This is a genomic window from Paenibacillus lupini (assembly GCF_011761355.1).
GTDB lineage: Bacteria > Bacillota > Bacilli > Paenibacillales > Paenibacillaceae > Pristimantibacillus > Pristimantibacillus lupini.
In genome coordinates this window covers 224,785-242,164 of record NZ_JAASRW010000008.1, presented here as the reverse complement: position 1 = coordinate 242,164, position 17,380 = coordinate 224,785, and the positions used below count along the sequence as shown (strand labels likewise).

General features: G+C 50.0%; 18 protein-coding genes. 12 read left to right on the top strand and 6 right to left on the bottom strand.

The annotated features are described in order from the left end of the window. Nucleotides 1–17 precede the first annotated feature (17 nt). Nucleotides 18–992 carry an aldo/keto reductase gene (locus tag FHS17_RS24520; protein WP_167281087.1) on the bottom strand — a complete coding sequence of 325 codons (975 nt, stop codon included), beginning with the start codon at nucleotides 990–992 and terminating at the stop codon, nucleotides 18–20. A 199-nt stretch (nucleotides 993–1,191) separates the two neighbouring features. Between FHS17_RS24520 and FHS17_RS24515 the strand changes: the two genes are divergently transcribed. Beyond that, nucleotides 1,192–1,614, top strand: a complete 423-nt coding sequence (locus tag FHS17_RS24515) for a glycosyltransferase (RefSeq protein ID WP_167281086.1) — start codon at nucleotides 1,192–1,194, stop codon at nucleotides 1,612–1,614. Here the strand turns inward: FHS17_RS24515 and dapA are convergent, their stop codons facing one another. Then, on the bottom strand, nucleotides 1,615–2,487 hold the full coding sequence (gene dapA / locus FHS17_RS24510) for a 4-hydroxy-tetrahydrodipicolinate synthase (RefSeq protein ID WP_167281085.1): 873 nt from the start codon (nucleotides 2,485–2,487) through the stop codon (nucleotides 1,615–1,617). A 127-nt stretch (nucleotides 2,488–2,614) separates the two neighbouring features. Between dapA and FHS17_RS24505 the strand changes: the two genes are divergently transcribed. Next, nucleotides 2,615–3,484, top strand: a complete 870-nt coding sequence (locus FHS17_RS24505) for a LysR family transcriptional regulator (protein ID WP_167281084.1) — start codon at nucleotides 2,615–2,617, stop codon at nucleotides 3,482–3,484. Between the two features lie 57 nt (nucleotides 3,485–3,541). Here the strand turns inward: FHS17_RS24505 and FHS17_RS24500 are convergent, their stop codons facing one another. Next, nucleotides 3,542–5,644 carry a multicopper oxidase family protein gene (locus FHS17_RS24500; protein WP_167281083.1) on the bottom strand — a complete coding sequence of 701 codons (2,103 nt, stop codon included), beginning with the start codon at nucleotides 5,642–5,644 and terminating at the stop codon, nucleotides 3,542–3,544. 230 nt (nucleotides 5,645–5,874) lie between these two features. Between FHS17_RS24500 and FHS17_RS24495 the strand changes: the two genes are divergently transcribed. Both FHS17_RS24495 and yidC read left to right on the top strand, forming a co-directional pair. After that, nucleotides 5,875–6,234 carry a hypothetical protein gene (locus FHS17_RS24495; protein WP_167281082.1) on the top strand — a complete coding sequence of 120 codons (360 nt, stop codon included), beginning with the start codon at nucleotides 5,875–5,877 and terminating at the stop codon, nucleotides 6,232–6,234. Further along, entirely contained in the window at nucleotides 6,180–6,995 is an 816-nt protein-coding gene (gene yidC, locus FHS17_RS24490; protein WP_167281081.1) for a membrane protein insertase YidC, read from the top strand. Before FHS17_RS24495 ends, yidC begins: the two co-directional genes overlap by 55 nt. A 133-nt stretch (nucleotides 6,996–7,128) precedes the next feature. Here yidC and FHS17_RS24485 read toward each other — a convergent pair whose 3' ends face one another. Continuing rightward, on the bottom strand, nucleotides 7,129–7,305 hold the full coding sequence (locus tag FHS17_RS24485) for a hypothetical protein (protein WP_167281080.1): 177 nt from the start codon (nucleotides 7,303–7,305) through the stop codon (nucleotides 7,129–7,131). 160 nt (nucleotides 7,306–7,465) lie between these two features. Between FHS17_RS24485 and FHS17_RS24480 the strand changes: the two genes are divergently transcribed. The 4 genes from FHS17_RS24480 (at nucleotide 7,466) to FHS17_RS24465 (ending at nucleotide 10,508) form a co-directional block, all read left to right on the top strand. Next, on the top strand, nucleotides 7,466–8,164 hold the full coding sequence (locus FHS17_RS24480; RefSeq protein ID WP_167281079.1) for a pirin family protein: 699 nt from the start codon (nucleotides 7,466–7,468) through the stop codon (nucleotides 8,162–8,164). A 251-nt stretch (nucleotides 8,165–8,415) separates the two neighbouring features. Continuing rightward, nucleotides 8,416–8,751 carry a hypothetical protein gene (locus tag FHS17_RS24475; protein ID WP_167281078.1) on the top strand — a complete coding sequence of 112 codons (336 nt, stop codon included), beginning with the start codon at nucleotides 8,416–8,418 and terminating at the stop codon, nucleotides 8,749–8,751. A gap of 193 nt (nucleotides 8,752–8,944) precedes the next feature. Continuing rightward, the gene (locus FHS17_RS24470; RefSeq protein WP_167281077.1) at nucleotides 8,945–9,181 is read left to right on the top strand and encodes a cold-shock protein; all 237 of its coding nucleotides are present in this window, start codon (nucleotides 8,945–8,947) and stop codon (nucleotides 9,179–9,181) included. A gap of 118 nt (nucleotides 9,182–9,299) precedes the next feature. Further along, nucleotides 9,300–10,508 (top strand): multidrug effflux MFS transporter, encoded by a 1,209-nt coding sequence (locus FHS17_RS24465; protein ID WP_167281199.1) that lies wholly within the window; start codon nucleotides 9,300–9,302, stop codon nucleotides 10,506–10,508. Nucleotides 10,509–10,665: 157 nt separating this feature from the next. On the opposite strand, the gene FHS17_RS24460 is transcribed toward FHS17_RS24465, so the two are convergent. Together FHS17_RS24460 and FHS17_RS24455 are read right to left on the bottom strand one after the other, a co-directional pair. Continuing rightward, nucleotides 10,666–11,724 carry an anthranilate phosphoribosyltransferase gene (locus FHS17_RS24460; RefSeq protein WP_167281076.1) on the bottom strand — a complete coding sequence of 353 codons (1,059 nt, stop codon included), beginning with the start codon at nucleotides 11,722–11,724 and terminating at the stop codon, nucleotides 10,666–10,668. Nucleotides 11,725–11,736: 12 nt separating this feature from the next. After that, nucleotides 11,737–12,312 (bottom strand): ANTAR domain-containing response regulator, encoded by a 576-nt coding sequence (locus FHS17_RS24455; protein ID WP_167281075.1) that lies wholly within the window; start codon nucleotides 12,310–12,312, stop codon nucleotides 11,737–11,739. Between the two features lie 383 nt (nucleotides 12,313–12,695). Here FHS17_RS24455 and nirB point away from each other — a divergent pair, with 383 nt between their 5' ends. From nirB to cobA, 4 genes are read left to right on the top strand one after another with little or no spacing between them, the layout of a single operon-like run. Next, entirely contained in the window at nucleotides 12,696–15,134 is a 2,439-nt protein-coding gene (nirB, locus tag FHS17_RS24450) for a nitrite reductase large subunit NirB (protein WP_167281074.1), read from the top strand. 13 nt (nucleotides 15,135–15,147) lie between these two features. Continuing rightward, nucleotides 15,148–15,462 carry a nitrite reductase small subunit NirD gene (gene nirD, locus FHS17_RS24445; protein WP_208420535.1) on the top strand — a complete coding sequence of 105 codons (315 nt, stop codon included), beginning with the start codon at nucleotides 15,148–15,150 and terminating at the stop codon, nucleotides 15,460–15,462. Between the two features lie 33 nt (nucleotides 15,463–15,495). Then, the gene (locus FHS17_RS24440; protein WP_167281073.1) at nucleotides 15,496–16,356 is read left to right on the top strand and encodes a formate/nitrite transporter family protein; all 861 of its coding nucleotides are present in this window, start codon (nucleotides 15,496–15,498) and stop codon (nucleotides 16,354–16,356) included. Continuing rightward, nucleotides 16,356–17,129, top strand: coding sequence for a uroporphyrinogen-III C-methyltransferase (cobA, locus tag FHS17_RS24435; protein ID WP_167281072.1), 774 nt, complete (start codon nucleotides 16,356–16,358; stop codon nucleotides 17,127–17,129). Before FHS17_RS24440 ends, cobA begins: the two co-directional genes overlap by 1 nt. Nucleotides 17,130–17,380 lie beyond the last annotated feature (251 nt).

Here is a 17,380-nt window from a genome sequence, read left to right as displayed (position 1 = left end):
TGGTGTTGGAAATAGAGTTAGGTCAGCCGGTACACGGCAAACGGTTCTCCATTGCGGAAGGATTGGCTTAACGTATCCAGTTCCTCTAATACTGCGGCATCAAGCGGCAAGGTAACGCTGTCCAAGTTATGCTCCAGCTGCTCTGTACTCGTAGCGCCAACAATGACGGTAGAGACAGCAGGCTGCTTCATCAGCCAGGCAAGTGACAATACGCTGGCGGAACAGCCAATCTTATCTGCCCGTTCGCTGACTTGGCGGCCAAGTGCAAGATTGTTTTCTGCGAAAAAGCGGGTGAAACCCGGATTGGTCTCCGCACGTGAGCCGGCAGGCGCTGCTTCACCAGCACGATATTTGCCTGTCAGAATCCCGCCTGCAAGCGGGAAGTACGGGATAATCCCAACTCCTTGGTCGAGACAGACGGGGACAAGCTCACGCTCCGGTGTCCGGTCGGCGAGCGAATAGCTTGTCTGTGTCGAGACAAACCGGCTGAGCCCAAGGTGGTCGCTGATGCCTAGAGCTTTCATGAGCTCCCATGCTGCATAATTGGATGCTCCGATGTAACGCACTTTGCCGGAGCGGACCATGTCCTCAAGCGCACGCAGCGTCTCCTCGAGCGGCGTCTCGGGATCAAACGTATGAATTTGATACAGATCGACATAATCAGTCTTCAGCCGTGTCAGGCTACCTTCCAGTTCCTGCATCAGGTGATAGCGGGAGGAGCCTTTTGCATTTGGACCATTGCCTCTTACAAGGCCTGCTTTAGTAGCGAGCACAACTTCATGCCGTCTGCCTTCCAGTGCAGCGCCAATAATGGATTCCGATGCAGTTGCGGAATAAATATTGGCTGTATCAATAAAGTTAATCCCGCGGTCGATCGCATGGTGGAGAATGCGGGTGGATGCGGTTTCGTCAGCGCGTGAGCCAAAAGAATTCGTGCCGAGTCCAAGTGCAGACACTTTAAGTCCACTTCCTCCAAGCCGGTTATAGAACATCGTGATCCCTCCGTTTAGGTTCAAGGTAAAATTCGTTGCAGTTAGTATAGCAAAACGCGCTTATGAGATGCTATATTTTTAGTAAGCTTGTCTTCTATATTTGGCATAAATGTAAAGCGTTTACTTATACTAAATTAAGGGAGATTTAAGCTGTATAGATTATATTACTAGTATGGTGCAATACTTTGTATCGGAGGGGATGGGGAAAATGACGCGTCTGCCGGTTGCCTATTCGATTATCGTTCCGGTCTGTAATGACGAGGAAGCGCTATTCGGCGCTTATAAGCGCCTCAAGCAAATCATGAAGCCTACCGCCGCTAGTTATGAATTTATATTTGTTGATAATCAAAGTACGGATCGTTCAGCCGATATGCTGCGTGTATTTTGCGTGGCGGATGTTCGGGTAAGAGTCATCTATTTGTCCGATCGCTGTGGCCATGCAGCTGCTATTTCAGCCGGTGTTGACCATGCGGTGGGAACAAAAATTGCCATTATGGAAGTGAAGCCGATAGACCGGGGAGCTAGCCTGGTCTATCAGGCCAATCATCCTGACTATACAATCCGCGCGATGGAGGGTTTCACACATTCTCCGTTATGGGATGCGATACCTGCGGGACTATAGCTACAGCCAGGAAGCAAGGTGCTGCCGCAAATTTTCCGAGATGGGAGTAAGCGGCAGCCGGACTGTATCTGCAGCAATGATGCCTTGCTCGGCCAGCAGCCATTTCAGGGGAGCGGGATTTGGTTCTTCGAACAAGAGCTGGATTAGCGGCAGGAGTGTGAGAAAGGATTGCCTGCTTGCTTCCAGCTGGCACTGGCGGAGCTGCTCATACACTTGTACGAATGACGATGTGCGGACATTCGCGGAAGCTAGTATGCCGCCAGCTGCTCCGCAGCACAGCATGGTATGGAAATACGCGTCTTCACCGCATAAGACCGGCTTATGGCTGCCGCTGCGGGACAGCTCAAGCATAAGCTCGACGCCGCCGGAGCTGTCCTTGATCCCGATGACACCTTCAAGTTCAAGAATAGACCGGACTGTGTCTGGGGTAAGCCGAACACCGGTGCGGGACGGAATCTCATACGCGATGATGGGGACGCCGGTGCTTGCAGCCTGCCGATAGTGCTCGATTATGCCTTCCTGTGAAGGCTTACTGTAATAAGGGACAACGACAAGCGCCGCATCGGCGCCAAGCTCGCCGGCGAGCGCTGTCCGCCGTACCGTGGAGGTGGTATCGTTCGTACCGGTTCCAACGATTATCGGACTGTTCTTAGTTTTGCCGAGTGCAATCGCGGAGGTTGTTAAGGAAATCAATTCTTCGACCGTTACGGTGGGTGCTTCACCCGTCGTTCCATTGACCACAATGCCATTCACTTTATCCCCAAGCAATTTCCCCACATATAACTCGAATGAAGCCAAATCCAATTCTCCATTTGCCTGAAACGGCGTTACAACTGGGACATAAATGCCTTGCAAATCTTGTTCCTTTAACATAAACAGCGCCTCCTTGTATGGAAATTCTGTCTTTACTTTAGCATGTCACAGGTATTACAGTTATCTATAATGTTTCATGAGGTCGATCAATAATATTAATAATTGTCATTGATAGAGGTGTGTTGGTATGGAGCTGGCTTATTTGCAGACCTTTTGCGAGGTAGCGAGAAGGCGGAGTATTACACGGGCTGCAGAGGAGCTTGGATATGCGCAGTCCAGTTTTACGATTCAAATTCAGAAGCTGGAAAAAGAGTACGGCGCACCACTGCTGGAGCGGCATGGCAGGCAGATGCGCCTTACTCCGCCTGGTGAGAAGCTGTTTGCGCTGGCGATTCAGATGTTGGAGTTATATGACCAGTCTAAAGAGACAGTGGCTGGTTATGCAGGGGGCACGCTTGTTATTGGTGCGATTGACTCCCTCTCGGCCTATTTTCTACCGCCTTACTTGCAGCAGCTTCGTCAGCTTTTCCCGGAGCTGACCATCCAATTGCATCCGGATCAGGAGTCCAATATCGTGAGCAAAGTAAAGGATGGAGAGTATGATATTGGACTGCTGCTTGATGCTAAAAAAGCCGATTCGGCACTTCTCTGCGAGCCGCTCCGGGAAGAACCGCTTATCCTGGTTGCCCCGAATAGTCACCCATTCGTCAATATGACTCATATGGAGCTTGATGATTTGAATGGTGCGGAATTGGTTATGTCAGAGGAAAGCTGCATGTACCGCGGGATGTTCGAGAAGGTGCTGAGGGAAGGCGGCATTACCTTCACGGCCTTATTCGAGCTTGGCAATCCGGAGGCCGTGAAGCAGTGTGTGATGAACGGTCTTGGGCTAGCGCTTCTCCCACAAATGGTCGTTGCTGATGAACTTAGTCAGGGCAGACTCGTTGCGCTGCCATTTACGCACCCGGACATCCGTTTTGATCTGCAATACATGGTTCATCCCCGCAAATGGATGTCCCAGCCGCTGGAGGCTTTTATTCAGCTTCTGGGCGGCTGATAATCAAAGCAAAAAGACGCTTAGATTCTCTATTGAGAGAGTCCAAGCGTCTTTCTTTTATTCCGGATGATTATGCGTGGCACTGCCAACCGTATACGGTGACGTAACGCCCTCGTACATCAAATGCATCGTCATGCCGACCGCCGCATGGGCGAGATTATGGCAGTGGTCCATCCATAGTCCGGGATTGTCGGCCTTAAAGGCAACCTCATATACTTCACCTGGTGCAACATCAAGCGTATCCGTCCACCAAGGGCTGCCCGTTACCGTCTCGCCATTACGAGACAGGACAAGCATATGATGCCCGTGCAGGTGCATCGGATGATCGACGGCGCCGCGGTTGACGATGGTTGTCTTCACTAGTTCGCCTTCGCTTACCATGAACATGGGAGTATTCGGGAATACTTTGCCGTTGATTGTGTAATTGAAGGTAAGCTTGCCGTTATAGAAGCCAAGCTGGTTGTCCAGTACCATCGTGAATTCCCGGTCAAAATGGCTGTTAGCATCAAATGGTGTAGGAGCTGGTGTCCCATAGTGCGTCGGGTCGAACACCGGCATGCTTGGCACATGCTCTGGCAAATCTCCTTTTCCATCGGGACTCATGACGATGCCAAGCTTGCCGCCTTGATTAACACTTAAAGTGACAGGTGTCTCCGGCATGATGAAGGTTACATCATACCGGCCGCCAGTTAAAAGATCGAGGCTAACCTTCTCTAGATCACTTGGTTCATGCAGATCTGTTCCGTCAATGGCGGCTACTTGGAACTTCGCTCCGAGCAGCTTATACGACTGCCGAACCCAATCATCTGTATTCGTCAGTCGAAGTCGTACAGGTGTGCCCGGTTTAATCTCGATGTGCTGGATACCGTCGTTATCGCCAATGGCGACCCCGCGGTCTTCCCAAATATGCGTCATGACCGTAATATCCTTCGTTTCCGGCGGCATGCCTCCCTCTGGTTCTACGACTAGTGAACCAAACAAGCCTTTCTGCACAGCTTCCTTCGAATCTTGATGGGAATGATACCAGAACGAGCCGACCTGCTCGGCAACGAACCGATAGGTGTAGGTTTCTCCTGGCATTACAGCGTTTTGCGTCGCCCCAGCTACGCCATCCTCGGCATTGGGCACATCAAGACCATGCCAATGCAGGGTTACTCCTTCTGTAATGTCTTTGTTAATCAGCTTAATCTCTACAAGCTGACCTTTGCGCATCCGCAGCTCTGGACCAGGGATTTGGCCGTTGTAAGTCCACGCTTCTACGGTGCGTCCTGAGGCAAGCTTGACGGTCTTCTTCTCAGCCGTCAGCGTATAAGTGATATCTGGCGTACCTTCCGCCGGACCTGTCAGACTGTCGACAGAAATCTCCTGTGTGGTCTCAGCATCAGCGGATACAGTTGCGGCAATTGCACCGCTATGATGATGCGCAAGTGTAGAGCCGGTTCCGTTATCCATCGGTCCGTCTGCCATAGCAATCGTGTCCGGCAGACGGCTCGCCTGCAGACCGCTATAGAAGGGGATACTGCCAAGAGCAAGAACCACCAGCGTAATGGCACTACGTCGCATTAACCTCATCCAGGGACGGTTCATCAGCATTGATCCGGTAAGGCTAACCCTGCTGCTACGATTAACATGAGATAACCACAGCGCCATGCCGGCTACGATGAGCACCACTAGTGGGATCGTACCGTTAAGCATCTCGAAAGGAACGGTAGTCGTGAAGGTCCAATACATACCGGTCAGGGAGCCCAGCGCCACAAATTGATAGGGGGCAACAAGTGCAGCCTGTGACGCACGGCTTAACAGCCGCACATCAAGTGGAGAGTCCGTCTTACGCATGGTTGCCTGTCTAATTCGGCGAAGTCTCGGATAAGCCGCCAGCCAGATCATTAGCATAGGGATGATTAGAAGAGGGGGGATGAGCAGACGGTCCCGCCAGAAGACAGGATCGGTATTTGTTATAAGCAAAATGATCCCCGCTACCACTCCGGCGCTGCACAGTGATAAGTAGACAGCCCATGTGATTAATTTCCGTGCCCTTCGGTTGAGTTCCGCTTCGGTTCCGCTGTAAAGCAAAGCGGATGCCTTATTTCCGGCAATCCAAGCGAGCAGCAGGGTGAGAAGCAGCAAACCCCGCACAATACTAATAGCTGCAAAATACATACAAACAATTCCTCCGTCCCGGCATCACCGCGGAAAATAGTACATCTGATTCCAAGAAGCTAACTTGTCTCGAATGTGATAATATAGTCATAGTTCATTGTAGCCCGGGCGATCATTCGCCTTAACCGTCTTAGGAATGGACTCGAACTAGACTTTGGGCCGGGAGAAGAAACGTTTGCCGGCAGTCAGCCGTATAAGATTAGCAAATTAATGATAAGGAGGTGAATGCATTGTTAGAGCTGCATGAGCTGCATGATTTGATCCCTTATATATTCTCTATTAGTATTCTGTGCTCGATTGCCTACGCGGCGTATTTCGCTCATCATTCGATGGACACAGAATTCAACACCATCCAGAAGCGGATCATATGGGAGCCAATCGTTCCGATTGTGGTCGTGATCCATCGCTTAGGACGAATTCAGCACTGGCTTACGCGGCGGATTAAGAGAAAAGAAGCGCCAGATGGTGATTCAGCGGATTGTAACTCCTCGTTTGGGAATGCCATACAGCATGTACACAAACGAGGAGGATTTTTATGGGAAAGAAGAACAATGCATTCACCGCTTTTTCTAAAAAATATAGAATTCTAGCAGCAATCGCAATACTGGTTATAGTCAGCGGATGTGGCGCGCAAGGAACAATTGATTCCAATACGCCGGGCTTTTTCAATCACTATGTCGTATTTCCGTTCTCGTATTTGATTCAGCATATCGCATCATTTTTTGGTGACAGTTATGGTATGGCGATCATTATTATGACGCTGCTTGTGCGTATTGTGCTGCTGCCGCTTATGCTGCGCCAGTACAAGGGTCAGCAGACGATGAAGCAGAAGATGAGTGTTATGCAGCCAGAGCTTAACAAGCTGAAGGAGAAGTACAAAGAGAAGACGCCAGAAAATCAATCAAAGCTTCAAAAAGAAACAATGGCGCTGTACAGCCAGCATCAATTTAATCCGATGTCGATCGGCTGCTTGCCGATGCTTATCCAAATGCCGATTCTGACAGGCTTATATTATGCGATCAAAATGACACCTGAGCTTGCGCAGCATACATTCCTGTGGTTCCAGCTTGGTACTGCGGATCATGTCCTGCCGTTCCTTGCCGGAGCGATCTATTATGTACAGTTCCGTGTATCACAGATTGGCGCAGACCCTGCACAGCAGAAGCAAATGGCGATGCTTGGCCTTCTCTCGCCGGTTATGATGATGGTCTTCTCGTTCAGTGCGCCGGCAGCTGTGCCGTTGTACTGGGTAGTAGGGGGAACGTTCATGATTATACAGACCCTGGTATCGAAGCGGATGTACCCAACATTAACGACAACGACGGATACTAAGATCGCTCAAGCGAAATAATAGGAGGACGCATTCCTTGTTACGTACAGGGGATGCGTCCTTTTTTTTTGTTCAAAAATCCACGTCTATGGCGATATTCGTTCTTGGGGGGCTGTTTCCCGCACATTGTAGATGCTATACTTGAGTTAGCTCCTTACCGCGAGCCGTCAGCTGGTCCGCTGGGAGGCGGAGCTGCTTTGCCCTTTTTGGGGTATCTATCGATCAGCTTGCTTGTTGCGTCCGGCAAAACCATTTGTGGCATTTCCTCTGTAAACAAGCCGAATTTCGGATCGATATCTCTCTCCGTTACGAGATCATCCTTGTTGTCCATCGTCCATTCACACTCCTTCCAAGTCCTGTCGTTAGGTTGCCCTTTACCTTTTCTTTCGAATACATAAGCAAGCCTAGGCATAGTATGCCTGTCCATCAAAGGTTACAATAGAATAAGGGATTTAGATCGGCACAATCGAATAAAAGGAGGAACTTTTTCGATGATGAAACTTTTTCCGGCCAGCGCTCGCCATGCCGTTGATTTGGGGTGGCTGCGCAGCGCGCAAAGCTTCTCGTTTGGGGAATATTTTGATCCTGACAACTCGAGCTTTGGTGTTATGCGTGTACTGAATGATGACCAGATTGCGCCGGGGCGTGGTTTTGGTGCTCACCCGCACAGCGAGATGGAGATCGTAACCATTCCTTTGACAGGAAAACTGAAACATGAAGATAATCTTGGCAATATCGAAGTGACGTCTGCTGGCGAAGTACAGCGTATGTCTGCCGGTACTGGGATTATCCATGCTGAATATAACGATTCCGATACGGAGGAAGGCAGTTTTCTGCAGCTTTGGTTTATGCCAAAGGAGCGGGGGATTGCGCCTTCATACGAGATGGCCAGCTATGATGAAGAGAAGCTTCAGAATGCTCTGGTGCCGGTTGTGACACCGGATGGAGCTGCAGGGACAGCAAGCATTAATCAGGATCTGACGATTTATTTGGGACGTCTGCAGCCGGGAAGAAGGATCTTTTTCCACCAGAAGACGGGTCGTCGTGCATTCGTGATGGTGCTGGAAGGAAAGCTCAATCTGAATAATATTGCGATGGGGCCTAAGGATTCGATCCGCGCAGAGTTTGAACCAGATTTTGTACTGTCAGCGGAAGAGTCCGCTTTTGTTATGCTGATTGATCTGCCATAGAGCGAGCAAGGAGTAAAAAGTAAAAGATTTTTTGATGCTTACGAAGTAAGAATTACCACACGTGGCCCAGGATAGGCCAGATTGTGTGGCAATTCTTTAAGATGATGCTTACGTAGCAAGAATCGCTTCATATGGCTCAAATAAGCCATAATGGTGGCAATTCTTTAGGATAATGCTTACGAAGTAAGAATCGCTACATATGGCTAAGGATTAGCCATATGGGTAGCAATTCTTTTCAGGAGGAACCCAAAATGAACGAAACACTACTGATTAAACACGCCGTTGGCGGAAGAACTTTTGTGGATTCGGTGAAGCAATCGGTCTCTTATGAGGTAGAGCATGCGGATGATCAATGGCAGTTCACGGTACACACACCTAAGCATCCTGCGATCGAAGAGCTCCTGAAATGGAAGCAAGAGCTGAACGTGTTTATTTTCCGGACCTATGATGACGGCCGCCCAACGTTAAAGATTTGGTACTCGGTCGCGGCAGATACGGTTAGATATGATGCTGCAGGGCAAAAACTGATGTTTTCAGCCGTTTCCTGCATTGAATATATACCAAATGAATTCGGATACAAACTGTAACGAATTATGGTGTTTAAGCCAATGTTCTAATTCTTGTACATATAAAGCTCCTTCGCTTCATACATGAAGTGGAGGGGCATTTTTCGTCATTAGTTCGATATCGCATGTATGAAATCCGCGGTATAAGACACGATAAAGTGACGGGGTTTATGAAGACCGTACCATATTTCACATATGAAGGAGGCGTACCCACATGTACAATCGGAAAAAAATCCAAGAAGAAATCCCAGAGGCTGTCACCAAAATTTGGTCATGCACAAGTGATGACTGCAATGGCTGGATGCGCGACAACTTCTCATTTGACCAGACCCCAACCTGTTTGTTGTGCCATTCACCAATGATAAGTGGGGAAAAGATGCTTCCACTGATCGTTAATATGACGGATCAATGGAAACTAAGCGCTGCCGTGACGACGGCAACGGCGGAGTAAAGTAAGCAATGGGGGATGCCTCCTAAGGAGGCGTCCTCTTTTTGTTGTCTTGACAGGTGACTCGATCGTCATTAGAATTGTGGCGATAAAAAGGTGTTAGTTTGGAGTGTTGATTTTGATGAAAGGTACGGATTCTATACCCGCTGCAGCACCAAAAGCGGTACTGTGGATGGCGCTGTTGCTTGGCTCGCTGTCTGCATTTGCTCCACTCTCCATTGATATGTATTTGCCGGCGCTGCCGGAGCTGGCAGGTGATTTCCATGCAGGGACGTCGATGTCCCAGCTCAGCTTAACGGCCTGTCTGCTCGGTATTTCCCTTGGTCAGCTGTTTATTGGACCAATCAGTGATGTTCGGGGACGACGGAAGCCTTTGCTTATTGGACTTGTTGTATATATTGCAGCTTCATTTCTTTGTGTAACAGCTCCATCAATTGAGACCTTTGTGCTGCTGCGCTTTGTACAAGGGTTTGGCGGGGCGGCAGGGATTGTTATCTCGCGTGCGGTCGTGCGGGATTTGTTCGAAGGAGCAGGGATGACGAAGTTCTTCTCCATGCTTATGCTGGTGAATGGGGTCGCGCCAATAGCTGCTCCAATTGCCGGTGGACAAATCCTGAAGTGGACGGAATGGCGCGGTGTATTTATCGTGCTGACGGTGATTGGCGTGGTTATGTTTGTCGCCGTATGGTTCGGAATGAAAGAGTCCTTGCAGGAGAAGAACCGCTCGGAAGGCGGAATCGGCAATATGCTGCTGAAGTTCCGAGGACTGCTGACAGACCGCATCTTTATGGGATATGCGCTCACGCAGGGCTTTGTTGTAGCGGCGATGTTCGCTTATATCTCCGGCTCACCATTCGTCATTCAGAATCTGTTTGGTGTATCGCCGCAGGGATACAGCTTATGCTTTGCGATCAACGGTCTGGGTATTATCGCGGCAAGCCAAATTGCAGGGAGACTTGCCGGTAAGGTAAGTGCGACGGCATTGCTGAAGACAGGTCTTGGCCTTGCGTTTGCAGGTGGGCTTGTGCTGCTGATTTCGGTGATCGCCGGCTGGGGCTTGTTTGCGGTGCTGGTGCCTTTATTCTTCGTCGTCTCGAGTGTCGGGATTGTGCAGACGGCCAGCTTCTCGCTCGCGATGCAGAATCAGCAGCAGTCCGCCGGCAGCGCTTCGGCGCTGCTTGGTCTGTTGTCCTTTGTGTTCGGCGCCTGTATGGCGCCGCTTGTTGGCCTTGGTGGCAGCGAGGCCGCACAGCCGATGGGAATTGTTATTGCTGCAGCTGAAGCGGCGGCTGTGCTCAGCTACGTTGTTCTCGTACGGCGGGGACACTAGAGGGACGTAACTATACAGAAAAAAAGAGCTTCTGACCGGCTTGATCAGCCGTCAGAAGCTCTTTTACTTGCGTAAAGTACATCGTAGGTGTAGTAGTGGAGGGGAATGCGTCTCAAATTGGTGAATCAGGCACGAGAAAATCATGCCTCATGTTACTTTACTTGACGCCGCCGATAGGAGCGGGCGTTTCTTCACTAAGCAGGCTGCTGCGCCACTGTGTGTAACGCTCCCAAGCTGCTCCGCTGTCGAGCAAATCCTTGCATTGGTATATCGCTTCCTCGACTGAATCAGCGCGATCTGCAAGACGCAGCCGGACGGCCGCATTCAGCAGTACCTGGTTCACGTAACCGACATGGGCTTTCCCTTGCAGAACAGCCTCGACGGTCTCGATCTGCTCAGCAGCGGTCCATTCTACATGCTCTGGAAGTGTCGTTTCTAGACCATAGGTTTCCGGATCGATAACATGCAGTCTTGCTTCGCCGTTCTCGACGATATAAGTGCGGGTTGGGCGCTCGATGAACAGATCTTCAGAGCCTTCTGCTCCCTGTATGATTAGAGCCCTGCGGTATTGCAGATCGGTGAGCAGCTTGCTCATGCGATCAAATACGGTATTATGGTAAACGCCAAATACAAGGTACGGCGAATGGGAGAAATCAATCAGCTTTTCCGCTGTGTTTAGTACCGTACGCATGCCAAGCTCCTCGCGGATGTCTCGCAGCTCCTTCAGCGGCGGGCACCATTCCTCAGTATCAACAAACAGCACGCCAGTAGCTGCAGCGGTTGGTACAACGCGGTCACGTTTTAGCTGCTCTTTGCCAATCCCGAGCTCAGCGAGTATATCGAGCAGCGTTACGCCCCATTTCGGCGGCAGCGATTTCGCGCCATGCAGCGTAACGGGCAGACCCGCTGAAGCAAGAAGAAAAGCTGTAGCAAACGAAGCGAAGAAGGTTTTGGTCCGCCCGTCATATGGCCCTGCACAGTCCAGTCCTTCCTGGATTGGAGCACGGTATGCAGCATCACGGCTAACATTTACGAAAGCCTCCAGCTCCTCGACACTTTCCATCTTAATACGTTCAGCTATAAAGAAGGCGCCCATCTGGGCAGGGGTCGCTTTCCGGTTCATGATCCAGTCGGCCGCTTCCAGCGCTTCTTCATAAGTAAGATCTCGTGCGCCTCTTTTTCCGCGGGCGACTTCCTTTAATAGTTTTGTAAACATAGCAGCACCCCTCTATTTTTGCTCCTGCAGCAGTTGGTAGACTTTTACGATTGATGTGGCTACGTCAACGATCCGTTTGCGCTCATTCATTGCCTGCTTGCGCAGCAGGTCGTAGGCTTCAGCTTCAGACACCTGTTTTATTTTACATAAGATACCCTTCGCCATGTCAATCCACTTGCGCTCTTCCAGACGCGCTTCTAGCTGCTTGCGTTCATTCAGCCATTGCTGTCTTTCGAAGCAGGTTTTCGAGCCGAAATGAAGCGCCCAATGCATCTCCTGTTCACTCATCGATGGCGTCAGAACACCATCAATAGGCAGGTCATCCTCGCAAAAGGCTGCTGACGAGGCTGCTGTATCCGCACTGCACCACCAAAGCATAGGTACTCTTTTACGCTGAAGAAGCCGGTTTCCCCAAACCTTCACTTCCCCTAGAGCTAGGTGCAGAATAACGGCATCTGCTTTTGGCAGATGAGTTTTGGCCATCTCATCGTTGCTTGCAAACAGAACCGAATAACCGTATTCCTCAAGTGTTTGTTCTATAGACAGCACATTTTCCCCGGGATTGTCGATTACTAACAGAGAACGCATGTAACCCTCCTCTTCCCCTACGCACAATTTATCTTTTGTCATTATATATAACATAGAAAACGTAAAATTGTCGATACGCACATTTGTTCATTTTATATGTTAAGTATGTTGACATGAGCGAATATGCCGTTGTATAGTAACGGTACGACTTACCTCTTACAAGGCAAAGATAAGAGTGAGTTGAACTCTAAGCTTTACGATACCTATAACGTTAAAACAAATAAACTTTCATGAATACAATGGCGTATTCATCTGAAGCGGCAATGAAGCCTGACTTCGTCTTTTGCAAGAACGCACTTTTGCGTCCACCTGCGAAATTCGAGGCCAGGCTTTTTCTATTTATAAATAGGCGGAGAGTTAGAGAGATGGAGAGGAGAATGACAATGGGGAATCGGAAAAAATTGGTGCTGGTTGGTAACGGAATGGCGGGGGTACGGGCGATTGAACATCTAATCAAGCTTGCTCCGGATGCTTATAGCATTACAATATTTGGCGCAGAGCCACACCCGAACTATAACCGGATTATGTTGTCCTCGGTGCTTGCTGGCGGAACGGACATGAAGGATATCGTTATCAACGATTGGGACTGGTACGCGGACAATCATATTCAGCTGCATGCTGGACATACGGTAACGAAGATTGATACAAAGCGGAAAAAGGTATACTCCCAGCAAGGGATTGAAGCAGATTACGATGTATTGATTATGGCGACAGGCTCGAATCCATTCATGCTGCCTCTGCCGGGCGCGAACAAAGAGGGAGTTATCGGCTTCCGTGATATCCGTGACACGGAGATCATGCAGGAAACTTCCCAGAAGTATAAGAAGGCAGCTGTAATCGGCGGTGGTCTGCTTGGACTCGAGGCAGCACGAGGCCTGCTTAATTTGGGAATGGACGTATCCGTTGTTCATATTAATGGAATTCTGATGAATCGCGAGCTGGATGAGCCGGCTGCACGGATGCTGCAACGTGAGCTTGAAGCGCAAGGGATGAAATTCCTCCTCAGTAAGCAATCCGTAGCAATTACCGGCAGACGCCGCGCGAAAGCTTTGCAGTTCGGGGACGGCAGTGAGGTAGAGGCTGATCTAATCGTTATGGCAGTTGGTATCCGCCCGAATGTTGAATTGGCGAAGCTCACAGGCATCGAAGTTAATAGAGGAATCGTCGTAGATGACTTCATGCGGACGAATATTCCAGATGTATACGCGGTAGGCGAATGTGCCGAGCACCGGGGTATCGCTTATGGTCTGGTTGCTCCGCTGTATGAGCAAGGCGCGGTGCTGGCTAAGCTGCTGGCTGGTGTTGAGACGACAGGTTATGAGGGTTCGGTTACTTCTACTAAGCTGAAAGTATCCGGTGTAGATGTATTCTCGGCAGGTCAGTTTGGTGAAGGGCCAGGCACAAGAGCTTTGCGTATTCAGGATGATCTGGCTGGTACGTATAAGAAAATTGTGATCAAGAACGGTAAATTGGTTGGGGCTGTGCTATTTGGTGATACATCTGACGGATCCGAGCTGTTCGCCATAATGAAAAAAGGCGAGTCGGTTGAAGGCAAAGAGAAGGAGCTGCTGCTTGGCTTCTCGCCTGCTGCAGGAGGGGCGTCATCCCCGGCAAGCCGTTTGGAAGCGATGACCGATGATGAGATTGTCTGCGGCTGTAACGGTGTATCAAAAGGTGATATCGCGGATGCGGTATTGAATAAAGGCTGCAACACCTTGTCCAGCATCAAAGGCTGCACGAAAGCTTCTGCATCCTGCGGCGGCTGTAAGCCTCAAGTAGAAGGGCTGCTGAAGCTGTATGCCGGTGATGCAGCAGGTGTGCCGGTGAAAGAAGGCATTTGCGGCTGCACCGAGCATTCCCGTGATGAGATTGTTGCAGCCATTAAAGAAATGCGCCTCATGACGGTTAAGGAAGTCATGAACGTGATGCAGTGGAAGAACGAAGAAGGCTGCACGAAATGCCGTCCTTCTCTGAACTACTACCTCGGCATGTTGTGGCCGGCGGAGTACGAGGATCAGAAGGAATCACGCTTCACGAACGAGCGCTACCACGCGAACATCCAGAAGGATGGCACGTATTCGGTTGTTCCTCGTGTCTACGGCGGCGTGACTACACCAGCTGATTTGATCAAGATTGCTACCGTTGCAGAGAAATTTGATGTTCCAATGGTGAAATTCACCGGCGGTCAACGGCTTGACCTCTTGGGCGTGAAGAAAGAAGATCTGCCGAAAATTTGGGAAGAGCTTGATATGCCTTCCGGCCATGCTTACGGCAAGACGCTCCGTACGGTCAAAACCTGTGTAGGCAACACCTTCTGTCGATTTGGCACGCAGGACTCAATTGCCATGGGGATCCGGATGGAGAAAGCATACGAGCGTATGACAGCTCCGGCGAAAGTGAAGCTTGCTGTATCCGGATGTCCGCGTAACTGCGCAGAAGCAACGATTAAGGATCTTGGAGTTGTGGCAATTGACGGAGCCTGGGAGCTTCATGTAGGCGGTAACGGCGGTATACATGTACGTGCCACTGAGCTGCTCTGTGTGGTGAAGACGGAAGACGAAGTAATGGAATGGTCGTCGGCCTACCTGCAATATTACCGTGAGAACGCGACATGGAATGAACGTACCGCACAGTGGATTGAACGAGTAGGTCTCGATCATGTCAAGAAGGCTCTCGAGAATCGTGAAGACCGTCTGGCTCTGGTAGAACGTCTTGAGAAGACACTCAGCTATACAAAAGATCCATGGAAAGAAATCGTAGAGAACAAAGAGCTGCGCAAAAACTTCGAGCAATTATCCGGTGCTCAGCCGGTGCAAGGATAGGGGGAGCTTCTATATGGTGACAAAGGTGCTTGTAGCAAAACTAACGGATATCGACGTATTAGGCTCTCGTACGGTGCAGATCGACAATACTGACATTGCGATCTTCCGCCTGACAGACGGCAGTGTGAAGGCAGTCGAGAATAAATGCCCACATAAAGGCGGCAGGCTTTCGGAAGGAATGGTGTGTGGCACGAATATTCACTGCCCGCTGCATGATTGGAAGATCGATCTGAGGAGCGGACAGGTGCAAGAACCGGATGATGGATGCATCAAAACATTTGAGACGGAGATCGACCCAAGCAGCGGCGAGATCTATATCACCCTATAGAGTAGAGACAAAGACAAGAAGGAGGGATTGCAGATGGACTATGTGAAACCAGCTGAAGTACTAGAATCGATGGTAGAGGCGGGCACGGCGAAGGCGGAGATGAGCTCATCGCAAATGCTAATGAGAGGTTTTCTTGGCGGCGGGATACTGGCCTTTGCTACAACACTAGCCTATACGGCTACAACTCAGACAACCATGCCACTTGCCGGAGCGGTTATTTTCCCAATTGGCTTCGTCATCATCGTCCTTCTTGGACTTGAGCTTGTGACCGGCAGCTTTGCACTCATTCCTCTATCGGTATTTAAAAGAGAAACAACCCTTTCCCGCATGATGGCCAACTACGGGCTTGTCATCATCGGTCATTTGATCGGCTGTGCCGTGTATGCGGCTTTATACGGTATGGCGGTTACCAAGATGGGGACGGATATGGCTAATCCGCTCGCCCAGATGCTTATTCAAGTAAGTGAAACGAAGACACTTGGTTATCAAAAAATGGGCTTTGACGGTATCATTCTGGTCTTCATCAAGGCAATCCTATGCAACTGGATGGTTACGCTGGGCGTTGTGATGGCGATGACATCGAAATCCACGTTAGGTAAAATCGTAGCGATGTGGCTGCCAATCCTGATGTTCTTCGAGCAAGGCTTCGAGCATGCCGTTGTGAATATGTTTGTCATTCCGGCAGGCATGATGCTTGGTGCAGATGTAACGATCACTGACTGGTGGGTGTGGAACCAAATCCCGGTACTGCTTGGCAACTTTGTAGGCGGCGCGTTGTTTACAGGCTTTATGTTCTACTGGTCACATAATAAGAAAAAAGATTCCGAGAGCCAGGCTTTGCAAGCGGGCTTACCAACTACACCGGCACTTGCTGCCGAGAAAAGCGGCCTGTAATGCGGGCGCCGGCAGGTAAGGTATACATTGTTGGTGCGGGACCTGGAGATCCGGAGCTGATCACGGTAAAAGCAATTCGGCGAATTGGTCTAGCTGATGTGATTCTTTACGACCGCCTCGTGAATGAAGAATTGCTCTCATATGCCCGTCCAGGTACGGAGCTGGTCTACTGCGGTAAGGCGCCTAACGCGCATGCAATGCCGCAGGAACAGATTAATAAGACGCTTGTTGCCTATGCGAAGGAAGGGAAAACGGTCGTCCGCCTAAAAGGGGGCGACCCCTTCGTCTTCGGGCGCGGCGGTGAGGAGGCGTTGGAACTGGCTGAGAATGGGATTGAATGGGAGATTGTGCCTGGCGTAACATCGGCAATTGGTGCTGCGGCATCAGCTGCGATTCCGCTGACGCATCGCGGGAAGGCAGCATCGTTTGCCTGCGTTACCGGCAATCGCTGCCACGGCGATCAAGAACCGGTACGTTGGGATTTGCTCGCTCATAGTGTAGATACATTAGCAATCTATATGGGCGTCAGCCAGCTTGGCGTGATCCGTGAGGAACTGCTGAAGCATGGCAAAGCATCGTCAACGCCGGTTGCTATTATTGAGCAGGGCACGACAAGTAAGCAGCGCGTGATTACAGGTACACTGGCCGATATTCATAAGCTGGCGTTATCGATGAAAGTGGTCAATCCGGCGCTTATTATTGTTGGTGAAGTGGTTAAGGTACGCGAGCAGCTGCTGCTTGCGGAACAGCAGGCAGAAGCATGGGTTATGTGATAAATAGTGAAAATAGGCGATGATTAACAAATTTACGGATTGACAGTTATTTCATACGATGGTAAAGTGACAAATATATTTCACAAATCGAAAGGAGGATTACGACATGAATCCAATTGTATTCATTCATCAACATGTAGGATTTAACAATGTGCATACTAAATTTATGAACGTAATCCATCCGCGCGTCGAATCTCTTTGATGATTAGGGGTATCCCATTAAATCAAAGGCGCATGGTTACGTAACCGTA